20 protein-coding genes are annotated in these 22,633 nt (G+C 62.4%); 8 read left to right on the top strand and 12 right to left on the bottom strand.

From position 1 onward, the window contains the following. Positions 1–68 precede the first annotated feature (68 nt). Positions 69–989: a LysR family transcriptional regulator gene (locus ACNAZA_RS00480; protein WP_415794434.1), complete on the bottom strand. Its 921-nt coding sequence runs from the start codon at positions 987–989 to the stop codon at positions 69–71. Positions 990–1,158: 169 nt separating this feature from the next. On the opposite strand from ACNAZA_RS00480, the gene hglS reads away from it, so the two are divergent. The 5 genes from hglS (at position 1,159) to ACNAZA_RS00455 (ending at position 5,901) form a co-directional block, all read left to right on the top strand. Then, complete coding sequence (gene hglS, locus ACNAZA_RS00475) at positions 1,159–2,568, top strand: 2-oxoadipate dioxygenase/decarboxylase HglS (protein ID WP_415794431.1); 1,410 nt, start codon at positions 1,159–1,161, stop codon at positions 2,566–2,568. Beyond that, positions 2,565–3,815 carry an aminotransferase-like domain-containing protein gene (locus tag ACNAZA_RS00470; protein ID WP_415794429.1) on the top strand — a complete coding sequence of 417 codons (1,251 nt, stop codon included), beginning with the start codon at positions 2,565–2,567 and terminating at the stop codon, positions 3,813–3,815. Before hglS ends, ACNAZA_RS00470 begins: the two co-directional genes overlap by 4 nt. Before the next feature lie 98 nt (positions 3,816–3,913). Beyond that, the gene (locus ACNAZA_RS00465; RefSeq protein WP_415794426.1) at positions 3,914–4,093 is read left to right on the top strand and encodes a hypothetical protein; all 180 of its coding nucleotides are present in this window, start codon (positions 3,914–3,916) and stop codon (positions 4,091–4,093) included. A gap of 132 nt (positions 4,094–4,225) precedes the next feature. Next, positions 4,226–5,101, top strand: a complete 876-nt coding sequence (locus ACNAZA_RS00460; RefSeq protein WP_415794425.1) for a hypothetical protein — start codon at positions 4,226–4,228, stop codon at positions 5,099–5,101. A 95-nt stretch (positions 5,102–5,196) separates the two neighbouring features. Then, positions 5,197–5,901, top strand: a complete 705-nt coding sequence (locus ACNAZA_RS00455; protein ID WP_415794423.1) for a riboflavin synthase subunit alpha — start codon at positions 5,197–5,199, stop codon at positions 5,899–5,901. Positions 5,902–6,045: 144 nt separating this feature from the next. On the opposite strand, the gene ACNAZA_RS00450 is transcribed toward ACNAZA_RS00455, so the two are convergent. From ACNAZA_RS00450 to ACNAZA_RS00435, 4 genes are all read right to left on the bottom strand, one after another. Next, entirely contained in the window at positions 6,046–8,529 is a 2,484-nt protein-coding gene (locus tag ACNAZA_RS00450) for a heavy metal translocating P-type ATPase (RefSeq protein ID WP_415794421.1), read from the bottom strand. Positions 8,530–8,633: 104 nt separating this feature from the next. Then, a complete protein-coding gene (locus ACNAZA_RS00445) occupies positions 8,634–9,572 on the bottom strand; it encodes a 2-hydroxyacid dehydrogenase (protein ID WP_415794419.1) in 939 nt (312 codons plus the stop codon). 110 nt (positions 9,573–9,682) lie between these two features. Beyond that, a complete protein-coding gene (locus tag ACNAZA_RS00440; RefSeq protein ID WP_415794418.1) occupies positions 9,683–10,453 on the bottom strand; it encodes a class II aldolase/adducin family protein in 771 nt (256 codons plus the stop codon). Then, entirely contained in the window at positions 10,435–11,316 is an 882-nt protein-coding gene (locus ACNAZA_RS00435; protein WP_415794416.1) for a TauD/TfdA dioxygenase family protein, read from the bottom strand. The genes ACNAZA_RS00440 and ACNAZA_RS00435 overlap by 19 nt, the downstream gene beginning before the upstream one ends. A 242-nt stretch (positions 11,317–11,558) precedes the next feature. On the opposite strand from ACNAZA_RS00435, the gene ACNAZA_RS00430 reads away from it, so the two are divergent. Beyond that, the gene (locus ACNAZA_RS00430; RefSeq protein ID WP_415794414.1) at positions 11,559–12,230 is read left to right on the top strand and encodes a TetR/AcrR family transcriptional regulator; all 672 of its coding nucleotides are present in this window, start codon (positions 11,559–11,561) and stop codon (positions 12,228–12,230) included. Between the two features lie 18 nt (positions 12,231–12,248). Here ACNAZA_RS00430 and ACNAZA_RS00425 read toward each other — a convergent pair whose 3' ends face one another. From ACNAZA_RS00425 to ACNAZA_RS00400, 6 genes are read right to left on the bottom strand one after another with little or no spacing between them, the layout of a single operon-like run. Next, positions 12,249–13,976, bottom strand: a complete 1,728-nt coding sequence (locus ACNAZA_RS00425; protein ID WP_415794412.1) for an ATP-binding protein — start codon at positions 13,974–13,976, stop codon at positions 12,249–12,251. A 10-nt stretch (positions 13,977–13,986) separates the two neighbouring features. Then, positions 13,987–15,606 carry a 5-oxoprolinase subunit B/C family protein gene (locus ACNAZA_RS00420; RefSeq protein WP_415794410.1) on the bottom strand — a complete coding sequence of 540 codons (1,620 nt, stop codon included), beginning with the start codon at positions 15,604–15,606 and terminating at the stop codon, positions 13,987–13,989. A 5-nt stretch (positions 15,607–15,611) separates the two neighbouring features. Further along, positions 15,612–16,370: a LamB/YcsF family protein gene (locus ACNAZA_RS00415; RefSeq protein ID WP_415794408.1), complete on the bottom strand. Its 759-nt coding sequence runs from the start codon at positions 16,368–16,370 to the stop codon at positions 15,612–15,614. A 19-nt stretch (positions 16,371–16,389) separates the two neighbouring features. After that, positions 16,390–17,055 (bottom strand): pyroglutamyl-peptidase I, encoded by a 666-nt coding sequence (gene pcp / locus ACNAZA_RS00410; RefSeq protein ID WP_415794406.1) that lies wholly within the window; start codon positions 17,053–17,055, stop codon positions 16,390–16,392. 10 nt (positions 17,056–17,065) lie between these two features. Further along, positions 17,066–18,019 (bottom strand): DUF979 domain-containing protein, encoded by a 954-nt coding sequence (locus ACNAZA_RS00405; RefSeq protein WP_120966220.1) that lies wholly within the window; start codon positions 18,017–18,019, stop codon positions 17,066–17,068. Further along, positions 18,016–18,735, bottom strand: coding sequence for a DUF969 domain-containing protein (locus ACNAZA_RS00400; RefSeq protein ID WP_120966219.1), 720 nt, complete (start codon positions 18,733–18,735; stop codon positions 18,016–18,018). The genes ACNAZA_RS00405 and ACNAZA_RS00400 overlap by 4 nt, the downstream gene beginning before the upstream one ends. 304 nt (positions 18,736–19,039) lie before the next feature. Here ACNAZA_RS00400 and ACNAZA_RS00395 point away from each other — a divergent pair, with 304 nt between their 5' ends. Continuing rightward, positions 19,040–19,717 carry a GntR family transcriptional regulator gene (locus ACNAZA_RS00395; RefSeq protein WP_120966218.1) on the top strand — a complete coding sequence of 226 codons (678 nt, stop codon included), beginning with the start codon at positions 19,040–19,042 and terminating at the stop codon, positions 19,715–19,717. A 214-nt stretch (positions 19,718–19,931) separates the two neighbouring features. On the opposite strand, the gene glmS is transcribed toward ACNAZA_RS00395, so the two are convergent. Continuing rightward, positions 19,932–21,848 carry a glutamine--fructose-6-phosphate transaminase (isomerizing) gene (glmS, locus tag ACNAZA_RS00390; RefSeq protein WP_415794405.1) on the bottom strand — a complete coding sequence of 639 codons (1,917 nt, stop codon included), beginning with the start codon at positions 21,846–21,848 and terminating at the stop codon, positions 19,932–19,934. 135 nt (positions 21,849–21,983) lie between these two features. Here glmS and ACNAZA_RS00385 point away from each other — a divergent pair, with 135 nt between their 5' ends. After that, the gene (locus ACNAZA_RS00385) at positions 21,984–22,475 is read left to right on the top strand and encodes an Lrp/AsnC family transcriptional regulator (RefSeq protein WP_415794404.1); all 492 of its coding nucleotides are present in this window, start codon (positions 21,984–21,986) and stop codon (positions 22,473–22,475) included. The last annotated feature ends 158 nt before the right edge of the window (positions 22,476–22,633 follow it).

Genomic DNA, 22,633 nt, shown 5'->3' with positions numbered 1-22,633 from the left:
ACGGCCCTCATCTCAATGCAAAACACGCTCTGAAGCCCATAGGAGCTGCGCAAGCAGCTCTTTTTTTTTTATGGCTTTGAGGCTCCGTCCTTGAAACCTTGGCTGGCCTCTTGCAGCCATCCGCGAAAAGCCAGCAGCGGCGGATAGCTGGAGCGGCTGTTGGGCCAGGCCAGGTAATAGCGCTCGGCACTTTCGACCTCGGGCAGCTGCGGCAAGGCCTGGACCAGGTCGCCGCTCTGCAGCTCGCGCTGGATCAGAAACTTGGGCAGCAAGGCCACACCCACCCCGGCAATCGCCGCCTGGGCCGCCGTGGCGAACTGATCGAACAACATGCCCTGCATATCGCTGACCTGGCAAGCCTGACTGCCGAACCAGCGCCGCCAGGCATCGGGGCGCGAGGCCAGGTGCAGCAGCGGCGCACGCAGCAAGTCCTGCGGCTGGGCAAACCGGTGGCGATCCACCACGTCCGGGCTGCAGGCCGGCACCACGGTCTCGCTCATCAAGAACTCCAGCTCCGCACCCGGCCAGTGAGGCAGGCCGAAATGGATGGCCGCATCCACGGCTTCCAGCTGAAAGTCGAACTGCGACAACCGCGTGGTCAGATTGATAGTGATGCCAGGATGGGCGCTGAAGAATTGCGGCAGCCTTGGCGCCAACCAGCGCGTGCCAAACGTGGGCAGGATGGCCAGATTCAGGCTGCCGCCCTGCGGATTGGTGCGAAAGCCCAGCGTGGCATTGGAGATGCGCACCAGGGCGGCGCGAATCTCCTGCGCATAGGCCTGGCCTGCGGCGCTGAGCCGCACGGTCTGGCGCTCGCGCACAAAAAGCGCCGTGCCCAGGCGTTCCTCCAGCGCACGGATCTGGCGGCTGACGGCGCTTTGCGTCAGATGCAACTCGGACGCCGCCGCAGTAAAGCTCTGCAGCCGCGCCGAAGCCTCGAAAGCGCACAACAGAGACATGGGAGGCAGAAAACGACGGGAAAGCTGCATGGTGGGGGCGAGGGAGAAAGAGAGCTGCTGGCGATCATTCCGTTTGGGTATGACCTACAGGCGGGATTATCGTTTGACCAAAATCAGGCAGCCGCCCAACATCTTGCATATCTCTGCGGCAAAACCCTTGGTTCAGCCGCCCCACGACCCCCAGCCCTTTAGTTCTGTCATGAGCGCCACGCATACCAACTCCAGCCGCTTTGTTTCCAGCAACGACATTCGCACGCGCTTCTCGCGCGCCATGTCCGAGATGTACCGCAAGGAAGTTCCGCAATACGGCACGCTGATCGAGCTGGTGGCCGATGTCAACGCTCTGACCCTGCATGCCGACGCTGAGCTGCGCCAGCGCATGGCCAGGAGCGGCGAGCTGGAGCGCCTGGATGTGGAGCGCCACGGCGCCATCCGCGTGGGCAGCGCACAGGAGCTGGCCACGCTGCGTCGATTGTTTGCCGTGATGGGCATGGAGCCCGTGGGCTATTACGACCTTTCGGTGGCCGGCGTGCCCGTGCATTCCACGGCCTTCCGCCCGGTGGATGAAGACGCACTGCGCGCCAATCCGTTTCGGGTCTTTACCTCGCTGCTGCGCCTGGAGCTGATCGCCGATGCGGCGCTGCGCGCCCAGGCCGCCGAAATCCTGGACCGCCGCCAGATCTTCACACCCCGCGCCCTGGCGCTGATAGAGCAGGCCGAGCGCAGCGGCGGTCTGGACAGCCAGGATGCCGACGCTTTTGTGCAGGAGGCGCTGGAGACTTTCCGCTGGCATAGCGATGCCACCGTGGACGCAACCACCTACGATGCACTGCAAAAATCGCACCGCCTGGTGGCCGATGTGGTCTGTTTCAAAGGCCCGCACATCAACCATCTGACGCCGCGCACGCTGGACATTGATACCGCCCAGGCCGGCATGCCGGAGCGCGGCATGGATGCCAAGGACGTGGTGGAAGGCCCGCCCCAGCGCGCCTGCCCTATCTTGCTGCGCCAGACCAGCTTCAAGGCACTCAAGGAAGCCATACGCTTTACCGATGACGCTGTCGATGCCTCCCGCGCCGGTGCCCACACCGCCCGCTTCGGCGAGATCGAGCAGCGCGGCGTGGCGCTGACGCGCCAGGGACGCGCCCTGTACGACGAACTGCTGGCCCAGGTGCGCAGCATGGACAACGCCGGCAGCGCCTCGGCCGACTATGCGAGCCGCCTGCAGCAGGTCTTCACGCAGTTTCCCGACACGCACGAAGCGCTGCGCCAGCAGGGCCTGGCCTTTTACCGCTACAGCCTGACCGAGCAAGGCCTGGCCCAGGCCGGCCAGACGGCCGACCATGAAGAGCTGGAAGCGCTGATCGCCAAGGGCCTGGTACAGGCCGAACCCATCACCTACGAAGACTTTCTGCCGGTGAGCGCTGCCGGCATCTTCCAGTCCAACCTGGGCGGCGAGGAGCAAAAACAATACCAGGCCCATGCGGCGCAGCAGGTCTTCGAAAACGCCCTGGGCGCCCGCGTCCATGACGAAATCGCCTTGTACGAACGCGCCCAGCAGCAGTCCATGGCGCAGGTGCGCGACAGCCTGAGCGGAGCCCTGGCATGAACCAAAACGTGAACCAGCACACATCGCTGGCCGCTTTTGCCGCACCGTTTGCCGAACCTGCCGGTTCGCCCATACGCGAGCTGTTTCCTTATCTGTCCCGCCCCGGCATGATCTCGCTGGCCGGCGGCTACCCCTCACCCAGCCTGTTTGATGCCGAAGGCCTGGCCCAGGCAGCCCAGCAGGCCATGACACAGGGTTCGGCCACGCTGCAATACAGCGCCACCGAAGGCCTGCCCGAGCTGCGTGAGGCTTTGGCACTGCAGGCGCAGGAGCGCGGCATGCAGGCCACGGCCGCCGACATTCTGGTGACCACGGGCTCGCAGCAAGCTTTCGACCTGCTGGTGCGTGTACTGGTGGAGCCCGGCGACACGGTGCTGGTCGAGGTTCCCGCCTACCCCGCCACGCTGCAGGCCCTGCGCCTGGCCCAGGCCCGCATCCTGCCCATTCCCATGGACGAGCACGGACTGCAGACCGAAGCCCTGGCCGAACTGCTGGCAGCATTGCCCGCAGCGCAACGCCCCAAGCTGCTGTACAGCGTGCCCAACTTCTCCAACCCGCGCGGCACGCTGCTGACGGGCGAGCGCCGCGCAGCCCTGGTGCAACTGGCCCTGCAATACGGCTTCTGGGTGGTAGAAGACGATCCCTATGGCGAGCTGCGCTTTGACGATGTCTCAGGCCTGCCAGAAACCATGCCCGCCACCGTACGCGGCACAGGCCAACGACTGGCAGAGGCCGGCCACAACCCGGTCGTCTATCTGTCCAGCCTGTCCAAGACTGTGGCGCCTGCGCTGCGCGTGGGCTGGATGCTGGCCGACGCCCCGCTGCTGCGCCGCTGCACCGTGGCCAAGCAGACGGCCGATCTGTGCACCTCTGCGCTGACGCAGATGGTGGCGGCCTGCTATCTGCAAAGCGGCCGCTACCCGGCCACGGTGCAACGCGCCCGCCAGGAATACCAGCGCCGCATGCAGGCCCTGGTCCAAGGCCTGAGCACGGGGCCGGACAGCGGCATACGCTGCTCGCGCCCTGCAGGCGGCATGTTTGTCTGGGCCGAGCTGGACCGAAGCATCCATCCGCAAAAGCTTTTCGATGCCGCCGTGGCCCAGGGCGTGATCTATGTGCCGGGCAAGGCCTTCTATCCGGCCGACCCCGATCTGCACACGCTGCGCATGTCGTTTGCCGCTCCCGAGGTGGCGCAGATTGAGCAGGCCGTGGAGCGGCTGCGCACCGCCGTGCAGCAAAGCCGGTAAAGCACACAATCGGCACCGGCGTCAGGGGCTCTGGCGCTGGCGGCTGCGCCCGGCAATGTCACGCGGCATAATTCGGACTCAAGAATCCCCTCCCCTCCATGGCCTGCATCACCCAGTCACCCGCTGCCCGCTTGCACCGCACCTCGCTTGCGACGGTACAGGCTGCGCGTGCCTGCGTGCTGCGCACCCAGCAAGCACTGCGCCATGGAGTTCCCACCGCCTTCGTGAGCCTGAGCGGTGTCACGGCCATGCTTTCCGCCGCCGTGCGGAAGGTCTAAGGCACACCAACCTCCCTCCGCACGGCCCCAAGCACTTGCAAACTGCAGGCGCAAGGGAAAGGCCTATCCACGTCTGCTCAGACAGCCTAGCCACGCGCCCGCTTTCCCGAACCCTATCTCGGAGGCTTGGCCATGGACATGGAACTCTCACAAACTTTTCTGCGCGGCAAAAACCCTTGCGCCATGGGTTACCGCTGGTTTGTTCGCAACAACCTGAGCGGCGGTGATTACCAGGCCGCCATGGACACGCAAGTGGCCGCCGGCCGTGTCGATGATGCACGCTGGCTGCTGGAGAATTTCGGCAGCACCAACACCGTGCTGGAAGTGGAGCACCTGGAGGCCGACAACTTTGTCTATGCCGGCACCTTGATCGTGCGCGGCGATGTGCGCGTCAGCGGCCAGTTGCTGGTGGGCCGCAGCCTGCAGGTGGGTGGCGGCATTCGTGCCGGCAAGCTGGAAGCGGGCGAAGACCTGCAGTGCGAAGGCGCCATTTTTTGCGATGAACTGCTGCAGGCAGGGGGCCATATCAAGGCCGCGTGGAGCGTGGAAGTCCAGGGCAAGATTCGTGCTGCCGATTTGCGTGCGGGCTGGGAGCTGCGCTGCGGCGACGATGTAACGCTCAAAGGCGGCCTGCACGTCGGTCAGGAGATTGAGGTGCAAGGCCGTCTGACCTGCACCAAAGGCCTGCGTGCCGGTGGCCGCGTGGCCGTGCAGGGCCTGCTGGAAGCGGGTGACGGCATTGCATCGAATGACAGCATCGACTGCGGCAACCACATACAGGCGGGCTGGGGTATCAAGGCCCTGGGCGATATCCGCGCAGCCTGCAGCATTCGCGCTGGCGAGACGCTGCAGGCCGACGGCGAAATAGCTGCCGGCTCCGGCTATGGCGTGTTTGCCGGCATGAATGTGCAGATGCAGGCCTGGCCTGACTGCGCCTGGGTACGGGCCCTCAAAAAGCCCCAAGGCCTGATCAGCGGATTTTGGGAAGGCCAGCCCTCCTTGGCCTGAGCGCTGCGGGGCGAAGGCACAAGCAGGCAAAATAAGGGCTTTGAACCATGGCTGCGGCGTCTTGCGCCCGGCCTGTTGAAAAGAGAGACCCATCCGTGTTTACCGGCATCATTCAGGCCGTGGCAAAGATTGCCGCGCTGCGCGACCAGGACGGTCTGCGCACTTTCACCATGGAGTTCCCCGAGGGCTTTTGCCAGGAGCTGGCCATTGGCGCCAGCGTCTCCCACGACGGCGTTTGCCTGACGGTGACGGAAAACCTATCGCCTACCACGGCCAGCTTCGATGTGATGCTGCAAAGCCTGAACATCACCACACTGGGCCGCTACCAGGTGGGCGATGCCATCAATGTGGAGCGCGCGGCCAGGGACGGCGCCGAGATTGGCGGCCATCCGCTGTCCGGCCATGTGGACTTCACCGCGCCGCTGCTGGAAGTGCTGAGCACCGACACCAATCACAAGATCCGCTTCGGCATTCCCGAAGCCTTTCGCGCCTATGTGTTTGCCAAGGGCTATATCGCTGTCAATGGCGCCAGCCTGACCGTCTCCGAAGTCAACCGCAAGGAGGGCTGGTTCGAGGTCTGGCTGATTCCCGAGACCCTGCGCATGACGGTGTTCGGCAACAAGCGCGTGGGCGATCTGGTCAACATCGAGATCGAGCGCAGCACCCAGGTGGTGGTGGATACGGTGCGCGAAACCGTGGAAACCAGCCTGGGCCGCCTCAAGCCCGTGCTCGAAGCCTTGCTCAAGGAAAAAGGCCTGAGCCTGGATGATTTTGTGGACGTGCCGCAGCTACCCCGCTAAGCCTTCTGCCCATCAAAAAAGCGCTGAATTCAGCGCTTTTTTGCATTAAATAGGCATCAACCCCTTTATTCATAAGCGCTTTTCGCTATAAAAAAGGAACTCAACAAGCCACCTGACGGTGCGCTACCGCCGCCAGGCAAGCCATCAGAGCGCAGGCTTGAAACGCTTGAGCCGCAGCGCATTGCTCAGCACGAACACGCTGGACAACGCCATGGCACCCGCGGCAAAAACCGGCGACAGCAGCATGCCGTTGAAGGGGTAGAGCAGGCCGGCAGCCACCGGAATCAAAGCCACGTTATAGGCAAAGGCCCAGAACAGGTTTTGGCCGATATTCTTCATCGTGGCCTTGGACAGCGCAATCGCATTGGGCACGCCGGCAAGGTCGCCGGACATCAGCACCACGTCGGCCGCTTCGATCGCGATATCGGTGCCAGTGCCGATCGCAATGCCCACATCGGCCTCGGCCAGCGCAGGGGCGTCGTTGATGCCGTCGCCCACATAGGCCAGCGTGCCATGTTCGGCCTTGAGGCGCTGCACGGCCTCGACCTTGCCGCCCGGCAACACCTCGGCCACGACTTCATCAATGCCCAGCTGGCGCGCAATGGCGCGGGCCGTGTACTGGTTGTCGCCGGTGATCATTGCCACTTTCAGGCCCAGCGCATGCAGGGCATCAATGGCCGGCTTGGTGCTGGCTTTGATCGGGTCGGCCACGGCAATCATGGCCGCCAGCCGGCCACCTATGGCGGCATACAAAGGCGTCTTGCCTTCATCGCCCAAGCGGGCAGCTTCGGCGGCAAAGTGGGCCACATCCAGACCCAGCTCGCGCATGAAACGGTCGGCACCGATTTCCACCTTGACGCCGCCCACCACAGCGCGCACGCCAAAGCCGGTGACGGATTCAAAAGCCTCAATGCCGGGAGTCGTCAGCCGCTGCGCCTTGGCCGCATCCACAATGGCACGCGCAATCGGGTGCTCGGAGCGATCTTCCACTGCCGCGACCTGGGCCAGCACGGCGCTGTATTCAAAGCCATCGGCCAGCACCAGATCCGTCAGCTCGGGGCGACCCTTGGTCAGAGTGCCGGTCTTGTCCACCGCCACCACCTTGGCATCCTTGAGCTGCTGCAAGGCCTCGCCCTTGCGCAGCAGCACGCCCATTTGCGCAGCCCGGCCCGTGCCCACCATGATGGAAGTCGGCGTGGCCAGACCCATGGCGCAAGGGCAGGCAATGATGAGCACGGCCACGGCATTGACCAGGGCAAAGCTCAGCGCGGGCGACGGGCCCCAGATCAGCCAGACCACAAAGGTCAGCAGCGCAGCCGCCATAACGGCCGGCACAAACCACATGGTGATCTTGTCCACCAGGGCCTGAATCGGCAGCTTGCTGCCCTGGGCCTGCTCCACCATACGGATGATCTGCGCCAGCAGCGTATCGGCACCGACCTTGGTGGCCTTGAACACCAAGGCGCCGTTTTGATTGATCGTGCCGCCCACGACTTCAGCGCCTGCGGTTTTCTCCACCGGCACCGGCTCGCCGCTGATCATGGATTCGTCGACAAAGCTCTGGCCTTCGATGACTTCACCATCGACGGGAATGCGCTCGCCGGGGCGGACCTCGATCACATCGCCGGCATGCACCTGAGCAATGTCGATTTCCTGCACCACACCATCACGACGCACGCGCGCCGTCTTGGCCTGCAACTGCACCAGACGGCGAATCGCTTCGGAGGTATTACCCTTGGCACGCGCCTCCAGAAAGCGGCCCAGCAGGATCAGCACCACGATGACGGCCGCAGCTTCGTAGTACACGTTCACCGTGCCGGCCGGCAACAGCTGCGCGGCAAAGGTCGCCACCACCGAGTAGGCAAAGGCCGCCGCCGTGCCCACGGCCACCAGAGAGTTCATGTCCGGCGCGCCGCGCAACAGGGCGGGAACGCCTTTTTCAAAAAAGCGCCGACCGGGGCCGACCAGCACCAGCGCCGTCAGCACAAACTGAATCAGCCAACTGGTCTGCGTACCGATGGTGCCCGCAATCCAGTGGTGGAAGGCCGGCACCATATGGCCGCCCATTTCCAGAATGAAAACGGGCAGCGCCAGCACCGTAGCAATCGTCAGCGCCCGCTTGAGCGAGGCACGCTCGGCTGCCTGACGCTCGGCGGCGGCGTCTTCGCCTGCGGTTGCGGCGTTCTGCGCCACGGGCTGGGCTTCATAGCCGGCCTTGGCAATGGCTGCAATCAAGGCGCTGACCTCGGTATCGCCCTGCAGCTGCACGCTGGCACGCTCGGTGGCCAAGTTGACGGTGGCGCTTTGCACACCAGGCACTTTCTTCAAGGCCCGCTCCACCCGGCCCACGCAGGAGGCGCAGGTCATGCCATTGACCTGCAAGTCCACGCTTTGCGTTGGCACGACATAGCCGGCCTTTTCAATAGCCGCCACCACCTGCGGCAAGATGACCGAAGCCTGAGCGGGGTCATCAATGGTCAGACTGGCTTTTTCAGTGGCCAGATTGACCACGGCCTGCTGCACGCCCGGCACTTTCTTGAGTGCGCGCTCAACACGGCCCACGCAGGAGGCGCAGGTCATGCCTTCGACCTGCAACTCCACAACGCCATTTTTCGCCAATGCATTCATAGTCTTCTCCATTCACGTTGGATGTGACTTTAAAGATTGACATGATGTGAATGTCAAGCCCTGCGATCTCTCCGCATGCGAATGGCTTAAAAACTTGATCTGACTCAGCCCGCAGTTTCAAGCAAACCGAAATGTTCAAGCAGCTGCGCCTCGGCCTGCACCAGCATGGCCTGCAGACCCTGGACCGTAGAGCTGGCCATATGCGGCGTGAGCACGATATTGGGCAGATTCCGCAAGGCTTCGGGCACTGCCGGCTCATGGGCAAACACATCCAGGGCCGCAGCGGCAATCGTGCGGCTTTGCAGCGCCTGCTGCAGCGCGTCTTCTTCCACGATGGAACCCCGGCCGATATTGACCAGCACGCCTTGCGCTCCCAATGCCTGCAGCACCGCTGCATCGATCAGCCCTTGCGTGGCCACGCCGCCGCTGGCGCAGACCACCAGAAAATCCACCTCGGCGGCCAGCTCCAGCACGCTGTCATACCAGCGATAGGCCACATCGGCCTTGGGTGAGCGCCCGGTATAGCCAATCGACATATCAAAGGCCTGCGCCCGTCGGGCCACGGCACGGCCAATGCGACCCAGGCCCACAATGCCCAGGCGCCGGCCCGAAACGCGCATGCCGGGCGGATGACGACCCTGCAGCCAGCGCCCCTGCTGCACAAAGCGGTGGGCCTGGACAAGCTGCCGTGCGGCCGCCAGCAGCAAGGCCAGTGTGTGATCCGCAATGTCTTCGGTGGACAGATCGGGCGTGTTCCGCACCGCTATGCCTAGCTCTGCAGCGGCAACCAGATCGATGCCATCCATGCCCACGCCGATGACGGAAATCATCTCCAGCGCAGACCATTGCTGCATCTGTGCCCGGCTCACCACCGATTGCGCATTGCACAACATGGCGCGCACCTGGCCGGCAAGCGCCATGCGCTGGCCATGAGCCAGCTCCGCATCGTCGTGCAGCACAAAGTGTCTATGCAAGCACTCGCGCAAGCTCGGTGGAACAGGCGTCACCAACAGCAGATGGGGACGCGGATCTGGGGTAGTCATGAGAGGAGCTTTCAGAGGAGCGAGGACATTCCTCGCTTCCCGCAAGCCAAGCTGCGGGAAGCGACGGAAAGCGAGGAATGCGAGGAATGCGAGGAATACGAGGAAAGGGCTTACTCGAGCACCGAGGGATCGCGACGGATTTCCTCGCGGCACATGGCTTCCCACAGGAAGGGGAAGCCATTGAGGTCCGTGCGCCCCCCTGTGGCCTGCACCACGGACTCACTCAAAGGATGGCCGCCGCCCAGCGCCTGCACCCGCCAGGCCAGGCGGCAGCGCCACTCCAGCGTGATGGCGCGCAAATGGGCCTGACGCACGCCATTGGCAACCACCAGCGCGCCATGGTTGGCCAGCAGCGCCCATTTGTTCTGCCCCAGCGCGTTGGCGACGGCATTGCCCAGTTCGCGCTGCTCCACCGTGCCACGGTATTCGTCATAGACCACGGGGTCGGTATCGACCAGCGCCGAGGTCTGGTCATACACCGGCGGCACCTTGCCCGTGGCCGACCAGACCGAGCTCCACTCGGGGTGGTTGTGAATCACCACCCGCACATCGTGGCGCCGGTTGTGCACATCGATATGCAGCTGAATGGCGGGCGTGATATTCCACTCGCCCTCCATCACATTGCCTTGCGCATCGAGCCGCAGAATGTCGGAAGCGGTCAACTCGCTCCAGGTCAGCTCCCAGGGGTTGGCCAGATAGCTGCCGTCATCAAGGCGCAGCGTGATATGGCCGGCAATATGGTCGTTATAGCCTTCGCGGGACAGCACGCGGCATAGCAGCGCGACTTGCTGGCGCTCATTCAACGCGGGCAGCAAGGGCTTGCGACCCGGGCGCGGCGCGTACTTGGAAAGCAGTTCCTGATTCAAACCGTCGTGGCGCATGCGGCCTCCTTGTTGTCTTGCTGGCTGGTGGCAGTGCCCTGGCGTGCGAACACCGAGGCACGGTGCATGCGGCGCTGATGCGGGGCATAGTCGAGGATGGCGTTGTGCACCACGCTGCGGTTGTCCCAGATCACCATGTCGCCCAGCGTCCAGCGGTGCTTGAACATGAACTCCACCTGCATGCAATGTGCGTGCAGATAGGCCAGGATGGCGCGGCTTTCGGCCGGCGGCAGACCGTCGATATGCGTGACGTAGGTGGGACTGATGTACAGCGCCTTGCGGCCCGTGACCGGATGCACGCGCACCATGGGGTGCAGATGCCGGCGGTTCTGCGTCACCACTTGCACATAGCGCTCGTGGGTGACGACACCCTGCTGCAGCGCGGCCGTCATGGGTGCATTCATGTCATGCCAGGCATGCAGACCCTCGAGGTACTGCTTCATGCGCGCAGACAGCGCGTCATAAGCGCTGGTCATGCTGATCCAGCAGGTATCGCCACCCGTGGGCGGCAGAATGCGCGCATGGGTCATGGTGACCATGGGAGGACTGGGCAGAAAGCTCTCGTCGTGGTGCCACATATCGGCACGGTCGCCCAGCTTGGAGTCAATCACCGTGATCTGCTCATAACCCTGCCCCAGATTGGGATAGAAGGTGTGCACCTCGGGTTCACCAAAATGCAGGGCCATTGCCAGCTGCTGCTCGGGCGTCAACTCAGGCACATGCAACACCAGGGCTTCATGTTGGACCAGGGCCGCTTCCAGCTGCTGCAAGGTCTGTGCCGACAGCTTGCCTGTCAGATCCAGCTTCAGCACTTCGGCACCAATGCGCGGGCCCAGAGCCCGTACCGTCAAGGGGGGTGACATGTTTTTCTCCTCTATGCAATGTCTTGCCTGAGTGCAGCGCTTGGGTCTCCTCCAGCACGCTGCCTCAAGCGCTTCAAGTCGCTCTTTGCCGCTAGGATGGAGAGCTTCCTGGCTGCAAAGTCTAGAGAGCGAAGCGAGGCTTTTCCACTCGCATTCAGCTACCCACAGAGAAACCGCAAGCCATTGATACAACAGGAAAAAACACGCACAACCCCAGCCACCGAAAATGGCACTTGCATTTCATGGACGCCACATCGCCACCTCTTCCCAAAGATCAGTTGCCCCAGCCGCGCAAGCTACCTATGCAGGCGCGCTCCAAGGCCCTGGTCGATGCGGTTGCCGAGGCCTGCCTGCGCATTCTGGAAAAGGAAGGCGAAGATGCGCTGACCGTGAACCGGATTGCCGAGGTATCGGGAGCCACCGTGGGCTCGATCTACCAGTACTTCCCGAACAAGGAATCCATGATTGCGGCGGTCTATGAGCGCCTGCTCGATCAGGAGTCCCAACAGCTTTTTCAGATGCGCGAGCAGCTGCACGGGCTGCCGCTGCAAGCCGTGCTGCGCCAGGTGTTTGCCAACATGATCCGGGTGGAGCTGCGCCTGAACCGACTCAGTCATGGGTTTCATGCCCGCTATCGCAGCGCCCTGCACCTGGGGCTGTGGCACGCGCCGCAAGCCAGCCGGCAGGAATTCATCAACACCACCTGGCTGCCGCTGCTGCAAATGCATGCGAGCGAGGTACAGACCGACAATCTGCAGCTGGCGGCCTACCTCATGGGTCAGGGCCTACGCGAAATCATTCACAGCGCCGTGCAGGACATGCCAGAGCAAGCGCAATCCAGCGACTTGCTCGATGCCCTGGTCGCCATGGCCCTGAGCTGCATAAAAAAACGCGGCCCTGAGGCCGCGCCTTGAGAGACTGAGCTTAGAACTTCAGCGGATATGTGCCAGCACGGCGCCCAGCGCCTGTGCGGTTCCGGCCTGCGCGGCCAGCGTGATGCGGCCGCTTTGGTGTGCAGCCACCTGCATCTCCATCTTCATGGCTTCCATCACGGCAATCACATCGCCTTCCTTGACTTCATCGCCATCGGCCACTTTCCAGGCATGCAGATTGCCGGCAATCGGCGAGGCAACAGCGGATGGATCCAGCGCTTCCTGGGCAGGAGCCGAGGCGGCCACGCCGCCCGAACCCGTGGCCAGGCCTTGCAGCAGCATAGCTGGCAAGCCCAGTTGTACACGACGGCCGTCGATCTCGATCGCGGTACGCACCAGGCTGGTATCAACCATGGGCTCGGCACGCACGGCGGCGGCCAGAGGCTCGGCAAAGTCGGATTCGATCCAGCGGGTGTGGACCTTGAAGCCGTCTGCACCCAGAAAGTCCGCATGCTCGATCACGGCCTTGTGGAAAGGCAGCACCGAGGCCACGCCCTCGATCTTGAACTCGCGCAGCGCACGGCGGGCGCGGGCCAGAGCCTGCTCGCGTGTGGCACCAGTCACGATGAGCTTGGCCATCATGGAGTCGAAACTGCCGGGAATCACCGAGCCCGATTCCACACCCGTATCCAGGCGCACACCAGGGCCCGAGGGCGGTGCAAAACGCAGGATGGGGCCGGGCGTGGGCAGGAAGCCGCGACCCACATCCTCGGCATTGATACGGAATTCAATCGAATGAGCGCGGGGCTTGGGTGTCTCGGTAATGGACAGGGGCAGGCCGTCGGCCACGCGCAGCTGCTCGATCACCAGATCCACCCCCGTGGTTTCCTCGGTCACCGTGTGCTCCACCTGCAGGCGGGTATTGACTTCCAGGAAGGAAATCGCGCCATTGCCGCTCAGCAGAAACTCCACCGTGCCGGCGCTGACATAGCCGGCTTCGGCACAGATGGCCTTGGCCGCATCGTGAATGCGGGCGCGCTGCTCTTCGGTGATGAAAGGCGCGGGAGCCTCTTCCACCAGCTTCTGGTTGCGGCGCTGCAGCGAGCAGTCGCGCGTGCCCATCACCACCACATTGCCATGCGTATCGGCCAGCACCTGGGCTTCGATATGGCGGGGCTTGTCGAGGAATTGCTCCACAAAGCATTCGCCGCGGCCGAAAGCCGTCACCGCTTCGCGCACGGCGGATTCGTACAACTCGGCCACCTCATCCATGCGCCACGCGATCTTCATGCCGCGACCGCCGCCGCCAAAGGCAGCCTTAATGATGATGGGCAGGCCATGCTGCTGTGCAAAGGCCAGCACTTCATCGGCGCTTTGCACCGGATCGGGCGTTCCCGCCACCAGCGGAGCACCCACCTTGAGGGCAATCTTGCGCGCCTCCACCTTGTCGCCCAGCTTGGCGATGGTGTCGGGACGCGGACCGATCCAGGCCAGACCGGCATCCGTCACCGCTTGTGCAAAGGCTTCGCTTTCCGACAGAAAACCATAGCCGGGGTGCACAGCATCGGCACCGGACTTCTTGGCAATCGCCATCAGCTTGGCGATGTTCAGATAGGTCTCGGCGGGCTTGTCGCCGTCCAGACCAAAAGCCTCATCGGCCATGCGAGCGTGCAGGGCATCGATATCGGCATTGGCATACACGGCCACGGATTTCACGCCGTAGTCGGCACAGGCGCGGGCAATACGGACGGCGATCTCGCCACGGTTGGCAATCAATACTTTTTTCATAAAACGCTCCTCATTTCGTAGCTGCAGACGTCATCTCTGCAAAGGCTAGAACGGGGTTGAAACGAATCCAGGCGCCGACAGGAATCTGTCCCGCCAGATCAAGGTGATACGGCGCAACACAGCCGATGACGGGGTAGCCCCCGGTCAAGGGGTGGTCGGCCAGAAACAAGACGGGCTGACCGCTGGCGGGCACCTGTATGGCACCCAAAGGCGTGCCTTCGCTGGGCAGCTCGCTGGCGATGGCACGGCTCAAGGCCTGCTCACCGGCCAGGCGCAAGCCCACGCGATTGGACTGGGGTGTGACCTGCCAGCGCTGGCCGCTCAGCAAGGCCACAGCCTCGGGGGTGAACCAGTCGGTGCGCGGGCCCAACTCCACATCCAGCACCACTTCGCCATCCACCGCAGGCAGGTTGTCGGGCGGCAAGGCCTCCTCGCCCACCACGGCATGCTGCACGGCATGAACATTCAGCATCTGCCCGGCCTGCAAGGCCTTGGGACCCACCTGGGCCAGCGTGTCGGTGGCAGCACTACCCAGCACGGGCGCGACCTGATAGCCGCCGCGCACCGCCACATAGCAGCGTGCGCCGGCCGTGGGCTGGCCGATGGTCAGCGTATCGCCGTCGGCCAGGGCAATCGCGGCATAGCGCGCGGCATTCCAGCGACGGCCGTCGGCCGTGGCGATGCTGATCGGTGCATCGGCGCCGGTGACGGCCACCACGTTCTCGCCCACGCTTTGCAGCGACAGGCCTCCGCCCACGGTCTCCAGTGCCGGCAGATTGCTGGCATTGCCCACCAGGCGGTTGGCCGTCTTGAGCGCAGCCTGATCCATGGCTCCGGAGGCCGAAACGCCCTGTCCGGCCTGACCGTGGCGGCCCAGATCCTGGAACACCGTCAGCAGACCCGTGGCTTTCACCTTGAGAGCGCTTTGCCCTGCACCGGCTACAACTATATTTTCGATAGCACCTTGCGCTTTTCCATTCTTGGCTTGAACCTGATTTTCCTCAGATTCATACCCTGAGGCAGCCATATCGACAAAACGCACGCGATAGCCTGGCTGCAGCAGCGCCGGCAGATCACGCGACAAGTCCCACATGGCGCTGTCGGTGACGCCGATGATTTGCCAGCCGCCCGGGCTGGCCTGTGGATAGACGGCGCTGAAAGTGCCGGCCAGGGCCACGGCACCCGCAGGCACCTTGGTGCGCGGCGTGGTGCGACGCGGCACGTTGAAGATGGGATCGCCACCGGTCAGATAGGCAAAGCCGGGGGCAAAGCCGGTAAAGGCCACCGACCACTCGCTTTGCGTGTGGCGGCGCACGACTTCTTCGACGCTGATATTCAGGATCTGCGCCACTTCGGCCAGGTCTTCGCCGTCATAACGCACGGGAATCTCCACCAGCACATCGGAACGCTGCACCGAACCCTGGAGATCATGGGCGGCAATCTCGCCAATCAGCTGCGCCGCCGTGATGATGTGGGGAGCAAACTGCACGAGGATGGTGCGTGCCGCCGGCACCAGCTCCTGCACGCCGGCAATGGGCTTGGCTTGCAGCGCGCCCAGGAGCACCAGGGTCTGCTGCAGATCGGCCAGTTCCACCATGATGGAGTGGCGGTTGACGGGTAGAAAACGCATAGTCATCACCCTGCGAAGGACGTGATCTGCACGCCCTCTTGTTCGAAGCGCTGGCGCAAGGCGCGGGCAATCGCCACGGCGCCAGGGCTGTCGCCGTGCACGCAGATGGAGTCGGCCTGCACATGCACCATGCTGCCGTCCACGGCCTCGATCCGGCCTTCACGCGCCAGGGTCAGCATGCGTTGGGCAATCAGGGCCTCATCATGGAGCACGGCACCAGGTTCGCGGCGCGAGACCAGGGCGCCCTGGGGCGTGTAGCCACGGTCGGCAAAGGCTTCGGCCACCACGGTCAAACCGGCATCGCGCGCCCAGTCGATCAGCGGGGCACCGGCCAGCGCCATCAGCACCAGCGAGGGGTCGATGGCCTTGATGGCATTGATCACATCGGTGGCCTGGCGCTTGTCCTGGGCAATGGTGTTGTACAGCGCGCCATGGGGCTTGACGTATTTCACGCGGGTGCCTGCTGCTGCAGCCAGACCTTGCAGTGCGCCGATCTGATAAATCACATCGGCCACCAGATCGCTGCTGGCCACATCCATGTTGCGGCGGCCGAAACCGGCCAGATCGCGGTAGGCCACATGGGCACCAACGACCACGCCGCGCGCCTTGGCTGCCTTGAGGGTGGACAGAATGCCGGCTGCATCGCCGGCATGAAAGCCGCAGGCCACGTTGGCGCTGCTGACGATGTCCAGCATGGCTGCATCGTCGCCCATGCTCCAGGCGCCAAAGCTCTCGCCCAGGTCGCTGTTCAAATCCATTTTCATCGCTCTCTCCTTGCCGCAATCAATGCAGCTGGCCTGCGTTTTCACGCAGGTCTTGTTGCACGGTCATGGCCGTGCGAATCGCTTCGCGGATGGCGCTGATCTGCGCCTCCAGCACCATGCTGGCCATGCCTGGCTGCTTGACAGCCTGCTGCGGCAGGGCCGGCACATGAATGAAACCGCCGCGCACACCGGCTGCTGCGCGGCGGGACAGGCGGTGCATCAAGGCATAGAACACATGGTTGCAGACAAAAGTGCCGGCGGTGTTGGACACCGAGGCCGGAATGCCGGCCTCGCGCAGATTGCGCACCATGGCCTTGATGGGCAGGGTGGAAAAATAGGCGGCTGGCGCATTGCTGACCACCGCCTCGTCCACCGGTTGCTTGCCGGCGTTGTCCGGGATGCGAGCGTCATCGAGATTGATGGCCACCCGCTCGGGTGTGATGTCGCTGCGGCCGCCGGCCAGGCCCAGGCTGATGACCAGCGCGGGCTGCAGCTGCGTCAGCGCCTCGTCCAGCACCTGCATGGCATTGCCGAACACACAGGGCAGCTGCACGGCATGCACGGTGCCGCCGACAATGACTTCACCATCAAGCGCGCGCGCCACCTCCCATGAGGGGTTGATGCTGTCCTTGTCAAAAGGCTCAAAGCCGGTGAGCAGGATGCGGGAAACGGCGGACGCGGTCATAAACAGTCCTTCAACGGAACATCAGGAAATTGAGCAGGAACACGTTCACGATCAGCAGTGTGATCGCTGTGGGTACCTGTGCTCGGATCACGGCATTCTTGTCAATCTCCAACAGCGCCGCAGGCACCAGGTTGAAGTTGGCCGCCATGGGGGTCAGCAGGGTGCCGCAGTAGCCGGACAACATGCCTACAGCCGCCATCACGGCTGGATCGCCGTGGTACACGCCCACCAGCACGGGCACGCCCACGCCGCCGGTCATGACGGGGAAGGCCGCGAAGCCATTGCCCATGATGATGGTGAACAGTGCCATGCCGATCACATACACGGCCACGGCCACAAAGCGCACGTCCATGTTGATGTAGGTGGTGGTGACATAGGCCACGGCCTTGCCCACACCGGCATCGGAGAACACCAGGCCCAGCATGCCCAGCATCTGCGGCAGCACCAGAGCCCAGCCCAGCGCATCAATCAGGCGGTGCGATTCGCGCAGGCCTTGCATGGGCGTCTCGCGGGTCAGCTTGCAGGCCAGACCCAGGGCGACCACGCAACCAATGCCCAGGCTGACCAGCGTGGTGTTCTTGGGATCGATCAGCGGCACGCCGCCAAACACCAGGTGCTTGGCAGACAGCGTGCCCACCATGGTGATCAAGGGAATGGCCAGTGCGGGAATGAACAGCTTGTTGCCCAGACGCTTGGCGCTTTCCATGTACTGCGCATCGGTACGCGGCTGGTGCTTGCCGCCCAGCACGCCGCCAAAGCCGGCAATCAAAGCCATGAGCACGGCCACGACGCCCACCCAGACGGGTGGCAACTGCTCACCGATCAGGAAGACCACGGCATACAGGGCCCAGAAAATACCGGCGGAATAACGACGGGGGTTGCTGGCATCGCGCAGCGTCATCACGGCCGTGATGGCCAAGATGATGCCGACGAGGTAGTACAGATACTGGATGGGGATGATCATGCTTGCTCTCCCTTGGCGTTCTTTTTCTCTTCAGCGATTTCACGCGCCAGCGTCTTGTCCAGACGGTGCAGGCGGAAGGCATGAATCACAAAAGCGCTGATGGCCGTAGGAATGCCCCACAGTGCCACGTGGATGGGTTCGACTTCGATGCCCGCTTCCTTGAGGAAGGTGGTCATCAGCACGATGGCGCCAAAGGCCACAAAGATGTCTTCACCAAAGAACAGGCCCACGTTGTCCGTGGCAGCCGACATGGCGCGCAGCTTTTCGCGCACTTTTTGCGACAGCTTGCCGTAGCGCGATTCGGTGGCACCTTCGGCCATTGGAGCCAGCAAGGGGCGAACCATTTGCGGGTGACCGCCCAGGCTGGTCAGGCCGATGGCAGCGGTCAGCTGACGAGCGCCCAGATAGACGATCAGCAAACGGCCGGCCGTGGCCGATTTGATGGAGCTGATCCAGTTTTGCGCGTGTTGGCGCAAACCGTGGCGCTCCAGCAAACCGATCACCGCCAGCGGCAGCAGGATGATCAGCGGCAGGTTGCGCGTCTTGATGAAGCCCGCGCCAATGGTGGCCAGCACCTTGTCTATGGGAAAGCCCGCCGCCAGTGCCGTGCCTATGGCCGTCACGATCACGACCAGCATGGGGTTAAAGCGCAGCGCAAAGCCGGCAATGATGATGAGCACGCCAATCAGCGGCCACAAGTTGACTTCAGCAGGCATGTCGACCTCCGAGATCCCGGTTGGGCCCAGGCCCTCAAGTGACCTGGAAAACTACAAAAGCAGTCAACGCCACACCAGCCGCTGCCTGCACCTTGAACTGCTGAGCCCCAGGTCGGCCGTGTAAACAGCCACTTGCGACACCTCAGATTGTTGAACAATCAAAATAAGATGAAAGTACAAATTAGATTTTTTGCAGAACAAGTTAAATTCCGTAATAGAGAAAACCCTAGGAAATCATCCCAAACGTCAGGAATTTTGCTCAACGCCAGCCGATACACTGGGCCGCATTGATTGCAGGTTGGATATGAAAGTAGTCGCAGACCCCCAGAATCTGACGGAACGCATCGCCCACGAAATTCGCGGCAAGCTGGTGCATGGCGAGTTCGCGCCGGGACAGCGCCTATCCGAAGCCGCGCTCAGCGAAACGCTGGCCATCTCGCGCAACACCTTGCGCGAGGTGTTCCGTGTCCTGACCAAGGAAGGCTTGCTGGTCCATGAGCCCAACAAGGGCGTGTCGGTCGCCGTGCCCAGCATGGCGTCCATCATCGACATCTACCGCGTGCGCCGCATGATCGAGTGCCAGGCGCTAGCCCAGGCCTATCCCATGCATCCCGCGCGCGAATTGATGCGCAAGGCCGTGGACAGCGCCATGTTGCAGCGCGAAGCCGAGGACTGGCCGGGCGTGGGCACCTCCAATATGGAATTTCACAAGGCCGTGGTGGAGCTGGCCGACAGCGAGCGTCTGAACGAAATGTTCTCGCATCTGCTGGCCGAACTGAGACTGGCTTTCGGCCTGCTGCGCGACCCGCATTTTCTGCATGCCCCGTATGTGGACATGAATCTGCACATCCTCAAGCTGTTTGACGATGGCAAACCGGCCGAAGCGGCCACCGCGCTCAACAACTATCTGGTGCACTCGGAGCGCATCATCCTGGCGGCCTATGCCAGAAGGCTGGTAGAAACCGGCAACAAGCTGGGCTGAGTAAACCCAGATCCGCTGCACGGCCAGGCCCGGAGCAGCAAAAGCGTTGTTGAGTTCGATGACGCCCATCGGCGCCTTGGGTGTCAAAAGGAAAAGCGCTTCATCGAAGCGCTTTTCTTAACGATGACAGTTATCTAGAAGAATTTCCTGGCTTCGAGCAACTTTATTCTGACCAGACGGACGCTATCCGCCCTGGTCAGTTCTCCAGACAGACTTACTCCACCGTCACCGATTTGGCCAGATTGCGCGGTTTGTCCACATCTGTTCCGCGCGCCACGGCCGTGTGATAGGCCAGCAGCTGCAGCGGCACCACATGCAAAATGGGGCTCAAGGCGCCGTAGTTCTCCGGCATGCGAATCACATGCATGCCTTCGCTGCTTTCGATATCGGTTTTTGCATCGGCCAGCACATACAGCACGCCACCGCGCGCACGTACTTCCTGCATATTGCTCTTGAGCTTTTCCAGCAACTCGTCATTGGGAGCCACGGTCACCACGGGCATGGAGCTGTCTACCAGCGCCAGCGGGCCGTGCTTGAGTTCACCCGCCGGATAGGCCTCGGCGTGGATATAGCTGATTTCCTTGAGCTTGAGTGCACCTTCCAGAGCAATCGGATAGTGAATGCCGCGCCCCAGGAACAGCGCATTTTCCTTTTTCGCAAAGTCTTCGGCCCAGCTGATGACCTGCGGCTCCAGTGCCAGCACGGACTGCAGTGCCACCGGCAAATGGCGCATGGCCGTCAGATACTGCTGCTCTTTCTCTTCCGTCAGTCGGCCCTTGGACTGGGCAAGCGCCAGCGTCAGCAGGAACAGACCCGCCAGTTGGGTCGTAAACGCCTTGGTGGATGCCACACCGATTTCCACACCGGCCCGCGTGATATAGGCTAGCTCGCACTCGCGCACCATGGCGCTGGTGGAGACATTGCACACGGTCAGCGTGTGCTTCATGCCCAGGCTTTGGGCATGGCGCAACGCCGCCAGCGTATCAGCCGTCTCGCCCGACTGGCTGATGGTGACGATCAGCGTCCTGGGATCCGGCACGCTGGTGCGATAGCGATATTCGCTGGCCACTTCCACGTTGCAGGGAATGCCTGCCAGCGCTTCGAACCAGTACTTGGCGGCGCAGCCGCTGTAGTAGCTGGTACCGCAGGCCAGGATCAGAACGCGATCGATTTCCTTGAACACACGCCAAGCCGACGCACCGGTCTTGCCTTCTGGCGTGACGCCATCGAACAGCTCGGGCACGATGCTCTGCAAACCTTCCAGTGTGTCGCCCAGAGCACGTGGTTGCTCGAAAATTTCCTTTTGCATGTAGTGACGATACGGACCCAGCTCGGCCGCACCGCTGTGAGCATGCACGGTCTTGACAGGGCGCTGCTCAGCACTCATGCGGGCACCACCCTTGGCAACCACCCAATAGCGGCCTGGTTGCAGATCAATCAGATCGCCCTCTTCCAGATAGACGATCTGATTGGTCACACCGGCCAGAGCCATCGCATCGCTGGCCAGAAAATGTTCAGCGCCCTCCTGGCCCACGCCCAGGATCAGCGGCGATCCAGCGCGAGCACCCACCACGCGGTGCGGCTCGTCCTTGTGCATCACCGCAATGGCGAAAGCACCATGCAGACGGCTTGTGGCCGCTTGAACGGCTTCAAAGAGGTCGCCGCTATAGAGACTGTCTACCAGGTGCGCGATGACTTCCGTATCTGTCTGGCTGGCAAACACATAGCCCTTGCCCTGCAGCTCGCGGCGCAGTGCTTCATAGTTTTCAATGATGCCGTTGTGCACCAGAGCTATGCGAGCCGGAGCGTCTGCATCGGCCACGGCACTGACGCCTGGGCCATGACTGAAATGAGGGTGGGCATTGCGCACGGCAGGCTCACCATGGGTCGCCCAGCGCGTGTGGGCAATACCGGTGAGACCGCCCACATGCTCGGTCTTGACCTGCTCCATCAACTCCGCCACGCGCGCAGTGGATCGGGCACGTTGCAGGCCAACGCTGAGACCTTTGGCATCCAAGGCCTGCACGGCCACGCCGCAAGAGTCATAGCCCCGGTATTCCAGGCGCTGCAAGCCCTGGACCAGAACCGGAACGATATCGCGGTGAGAAACCGCTGCGACGATGCCACACATAGATTACTGCCCTTCATTGAATTGCAGGCATGCTACGCGGATCACAATAATTTTTTATTCCGTTTTTTGAATTCAAATGAAATAAAAAATCATCACATCACGTAGTTGATTTTTTATTTCATTAAACTAAAAAATATGGATAAAAATTCAATTGCATTGGATGCCACGGATCTGGAGTTGCTGCAAGCATTGCAGCAAGATGCGGGCCGGAGCAATCAAGCGCTTGCACAGGCCTTGCATTTGACTCCTCCCACCTGTTTGCGCCGGGTCAAACGACTGCAAAGTCTGGGCTTGATCGAACGCCAGGTCGCCATTCTGAACAGCGAACGCCTGGCCGTCGCCCTGGGTCACGGTCTGCAGGCGGTGGTGGAAGTGTCTCTGGACAGGCAAGACAGCGCTGCGCTGCTGCAATTTGAGATCAAGGCGATAGCCGAGAGTGCTGTACAGCAGTGCTGGCGCGTTTCCCCCGGGCCAGATTTCATACTGATCGTGGCGACCCAGGACATGCCAGCCTATCTGAGCTTGAGTCAAAAATTATTCACTCAAGATTCCAACGTGAGAAACGTCAAAACGTTTTTTTGCGTCAAACGCGCAAAATTCACCACAGACATACCTATTTCTAGGTAGGAACTGTAATAAATCCCGGCCTGTTCGCGGGTACAACCTTGGCTCATTTACTTTGAGTCAATTAATCCTGATGGGAGAGTTGCACTTTTGCATCACCCGTTGATACGAATTGATGCAATTCAATTATTCTTGACGGTTTCAAGCCCAACCCATCACTC

Source organism: Comamonas aquatilis, assembly GCF_965139575.1.
Lineage (GTDB): Bacteria > Pseudomonadota > Gammaproteobacteria > Burkholderiales > Burkholderiaceae_C > Comamonas > Comamonas aquatilis.
Note: the sequence above shows the minus strand (reverse complement) of the source record. Positions and strands in the feature narration are given on the sequence as shown.

What these genes read in the sequence shown, in the direction of transcription:
- ACNAZA_RS00430 (WP_415794414.1), top strand. Translation starts at nt 11,559, where the DNA reads ATGGACGCCACATCGCCACCTCTTCCCAAAGATCAGTTGCCCCAGCCG.
- ACNAZA_RS00435 (WP_415794416.1), bottom strand. Translation starts at nt 11,316, where the DNA reads ATGTCACCCCCCTTGACGGTACGGGCTCTGGGCCCGCGCATTGGTGCC.
- ACNAZA_RS00460 (WP_415794425.1), top strand. Translation starts at nt 4,226, where the DNA reads ATGGACATGGAACTCTCACAAACTTTTCTGCGCGGCAAAAACCCTTGC.
- ACNAZA_RS00445 (WP_415794419.1), bottom strand. Translation starts at nt 9,572, where the DNA reads ATGACTACCCCAGATCCGCGTCCCCATCTGCTGTTGGTGACGCCTGTT.
- ACNAZA_RS00405 (WP_120966220.1), bottom strand. Translation starts at nt 18,019, where the DNA reads ATGATCATCCCCATCCAGTATCTGTACTACCTCGTCGGCATCATCTTG.
- ACNAZA_RS00480 (WP_415794434.1), bottom strand. Translation starts at nt 989, where the DNA reads ATGCAGCTTTCCCGTCGTTTTCTGCCTCCCATGTCTCTGTTGTGCGCT.
- glmS (WP_415794405.1), bottom strand. Translation starts at nt 21,848, where the DNA reads ATGTGTGGCATCGTCGCAGCGGTTTCTCACCGCGATATCGTTCCGGTT.
- ACNAZA_RS00395 (WP_120966218.1), top strand. Translation starts at nt 19,040, where the DNA reads ATGAAAGTAGTCGCAGACCCCCAGAATCTGACGGAACGCATCGCCCAC.
- ACNAZA_RS00450 (WP_415794421.1), bottom strand. Translation starts at nt 8,529, where the DNA reads ATGAATGCATTGGCGAAAAATGGCGTTGTGGAGTTGCAGGTCGAAGGC.
- ACNAZA_RS00440 (WP_415794418.1), bottom strand. Translation starts at nt 10,453, where the DNA reads ATGCGCCACGACGGTTTGAATCAGGAACTGCTTTCCAAGTACGCGCCG.
- ACNAZA_RS00420 (WP_415794410.1), bottom strand. Translation starts at nt 15,606, where the DNA reads ATGCGTTTTCTACCCGTCAACCGCCACTCCATCATGGTGGAACTGGCC.
- pcp (WP_415794406.1), bottom strand. Translation starts at nt 17,055, where the DNA reads ATGACCGCGTCCGCCGTTTCCCGCATCCTGCTCACCGGCTTTGAGCCT.
- hglS (WP_415794431.1), top strand. Translation starts at nt 1,159, where the DNA reads ATGAGCGCCACGCATACCAACTCCAGCCGCTTTGTTTCCAGCAACGAC.
- ACNAZA_RS00415 (WP_415794408.1), bottom strand. Translation starts at nt 16,370, where the DNA reads ATGAAAATGGATTTGAACAGCGACCTGGGCGAGAGCTTTGGCGCCTGG.
- ACNAZA_RS00425 (WP_415794412.1), bottom strand. Translation starts at nt 13,976, where the DNA reads ATGAAAAAAGTATTGATTGCCAACCGTGGCGAGATCGCCGTCCGTATT.
- ACNAZA_RS00465 (WP_415794426.1), top strand. Translation starts at nt 3,914, where the DNA reads ATGGCCTGCATCACCCAGTCACCCGCTGCCCGCTTGCACCGCACCTCG.
- ACNAZA_RS00400 (WP_120966219.1), bottom strand. Translation starts at nt 18,735, where the DNA reads ATGCCTGCTGAAGTCAACTTGTGGCCGCTGATTGGCGTGCTCATCATC.
- ACNAZA_RS00470 (WP_415794429.1), top strand. Translation starts at nt 2,565, where the DNA reads ATGAACCAAAACGTGAACCAGCACACATCGCTGGCCGCTTTTGCCGCA.
- ACNAZA_RS00385 (WP_415794404.1), top strand. Translation starts at nt 21,984, where the DNA reads ATGGATAAAAATTCAATTGCATTGGATGCCACGGATCTGGAGTTGCTG.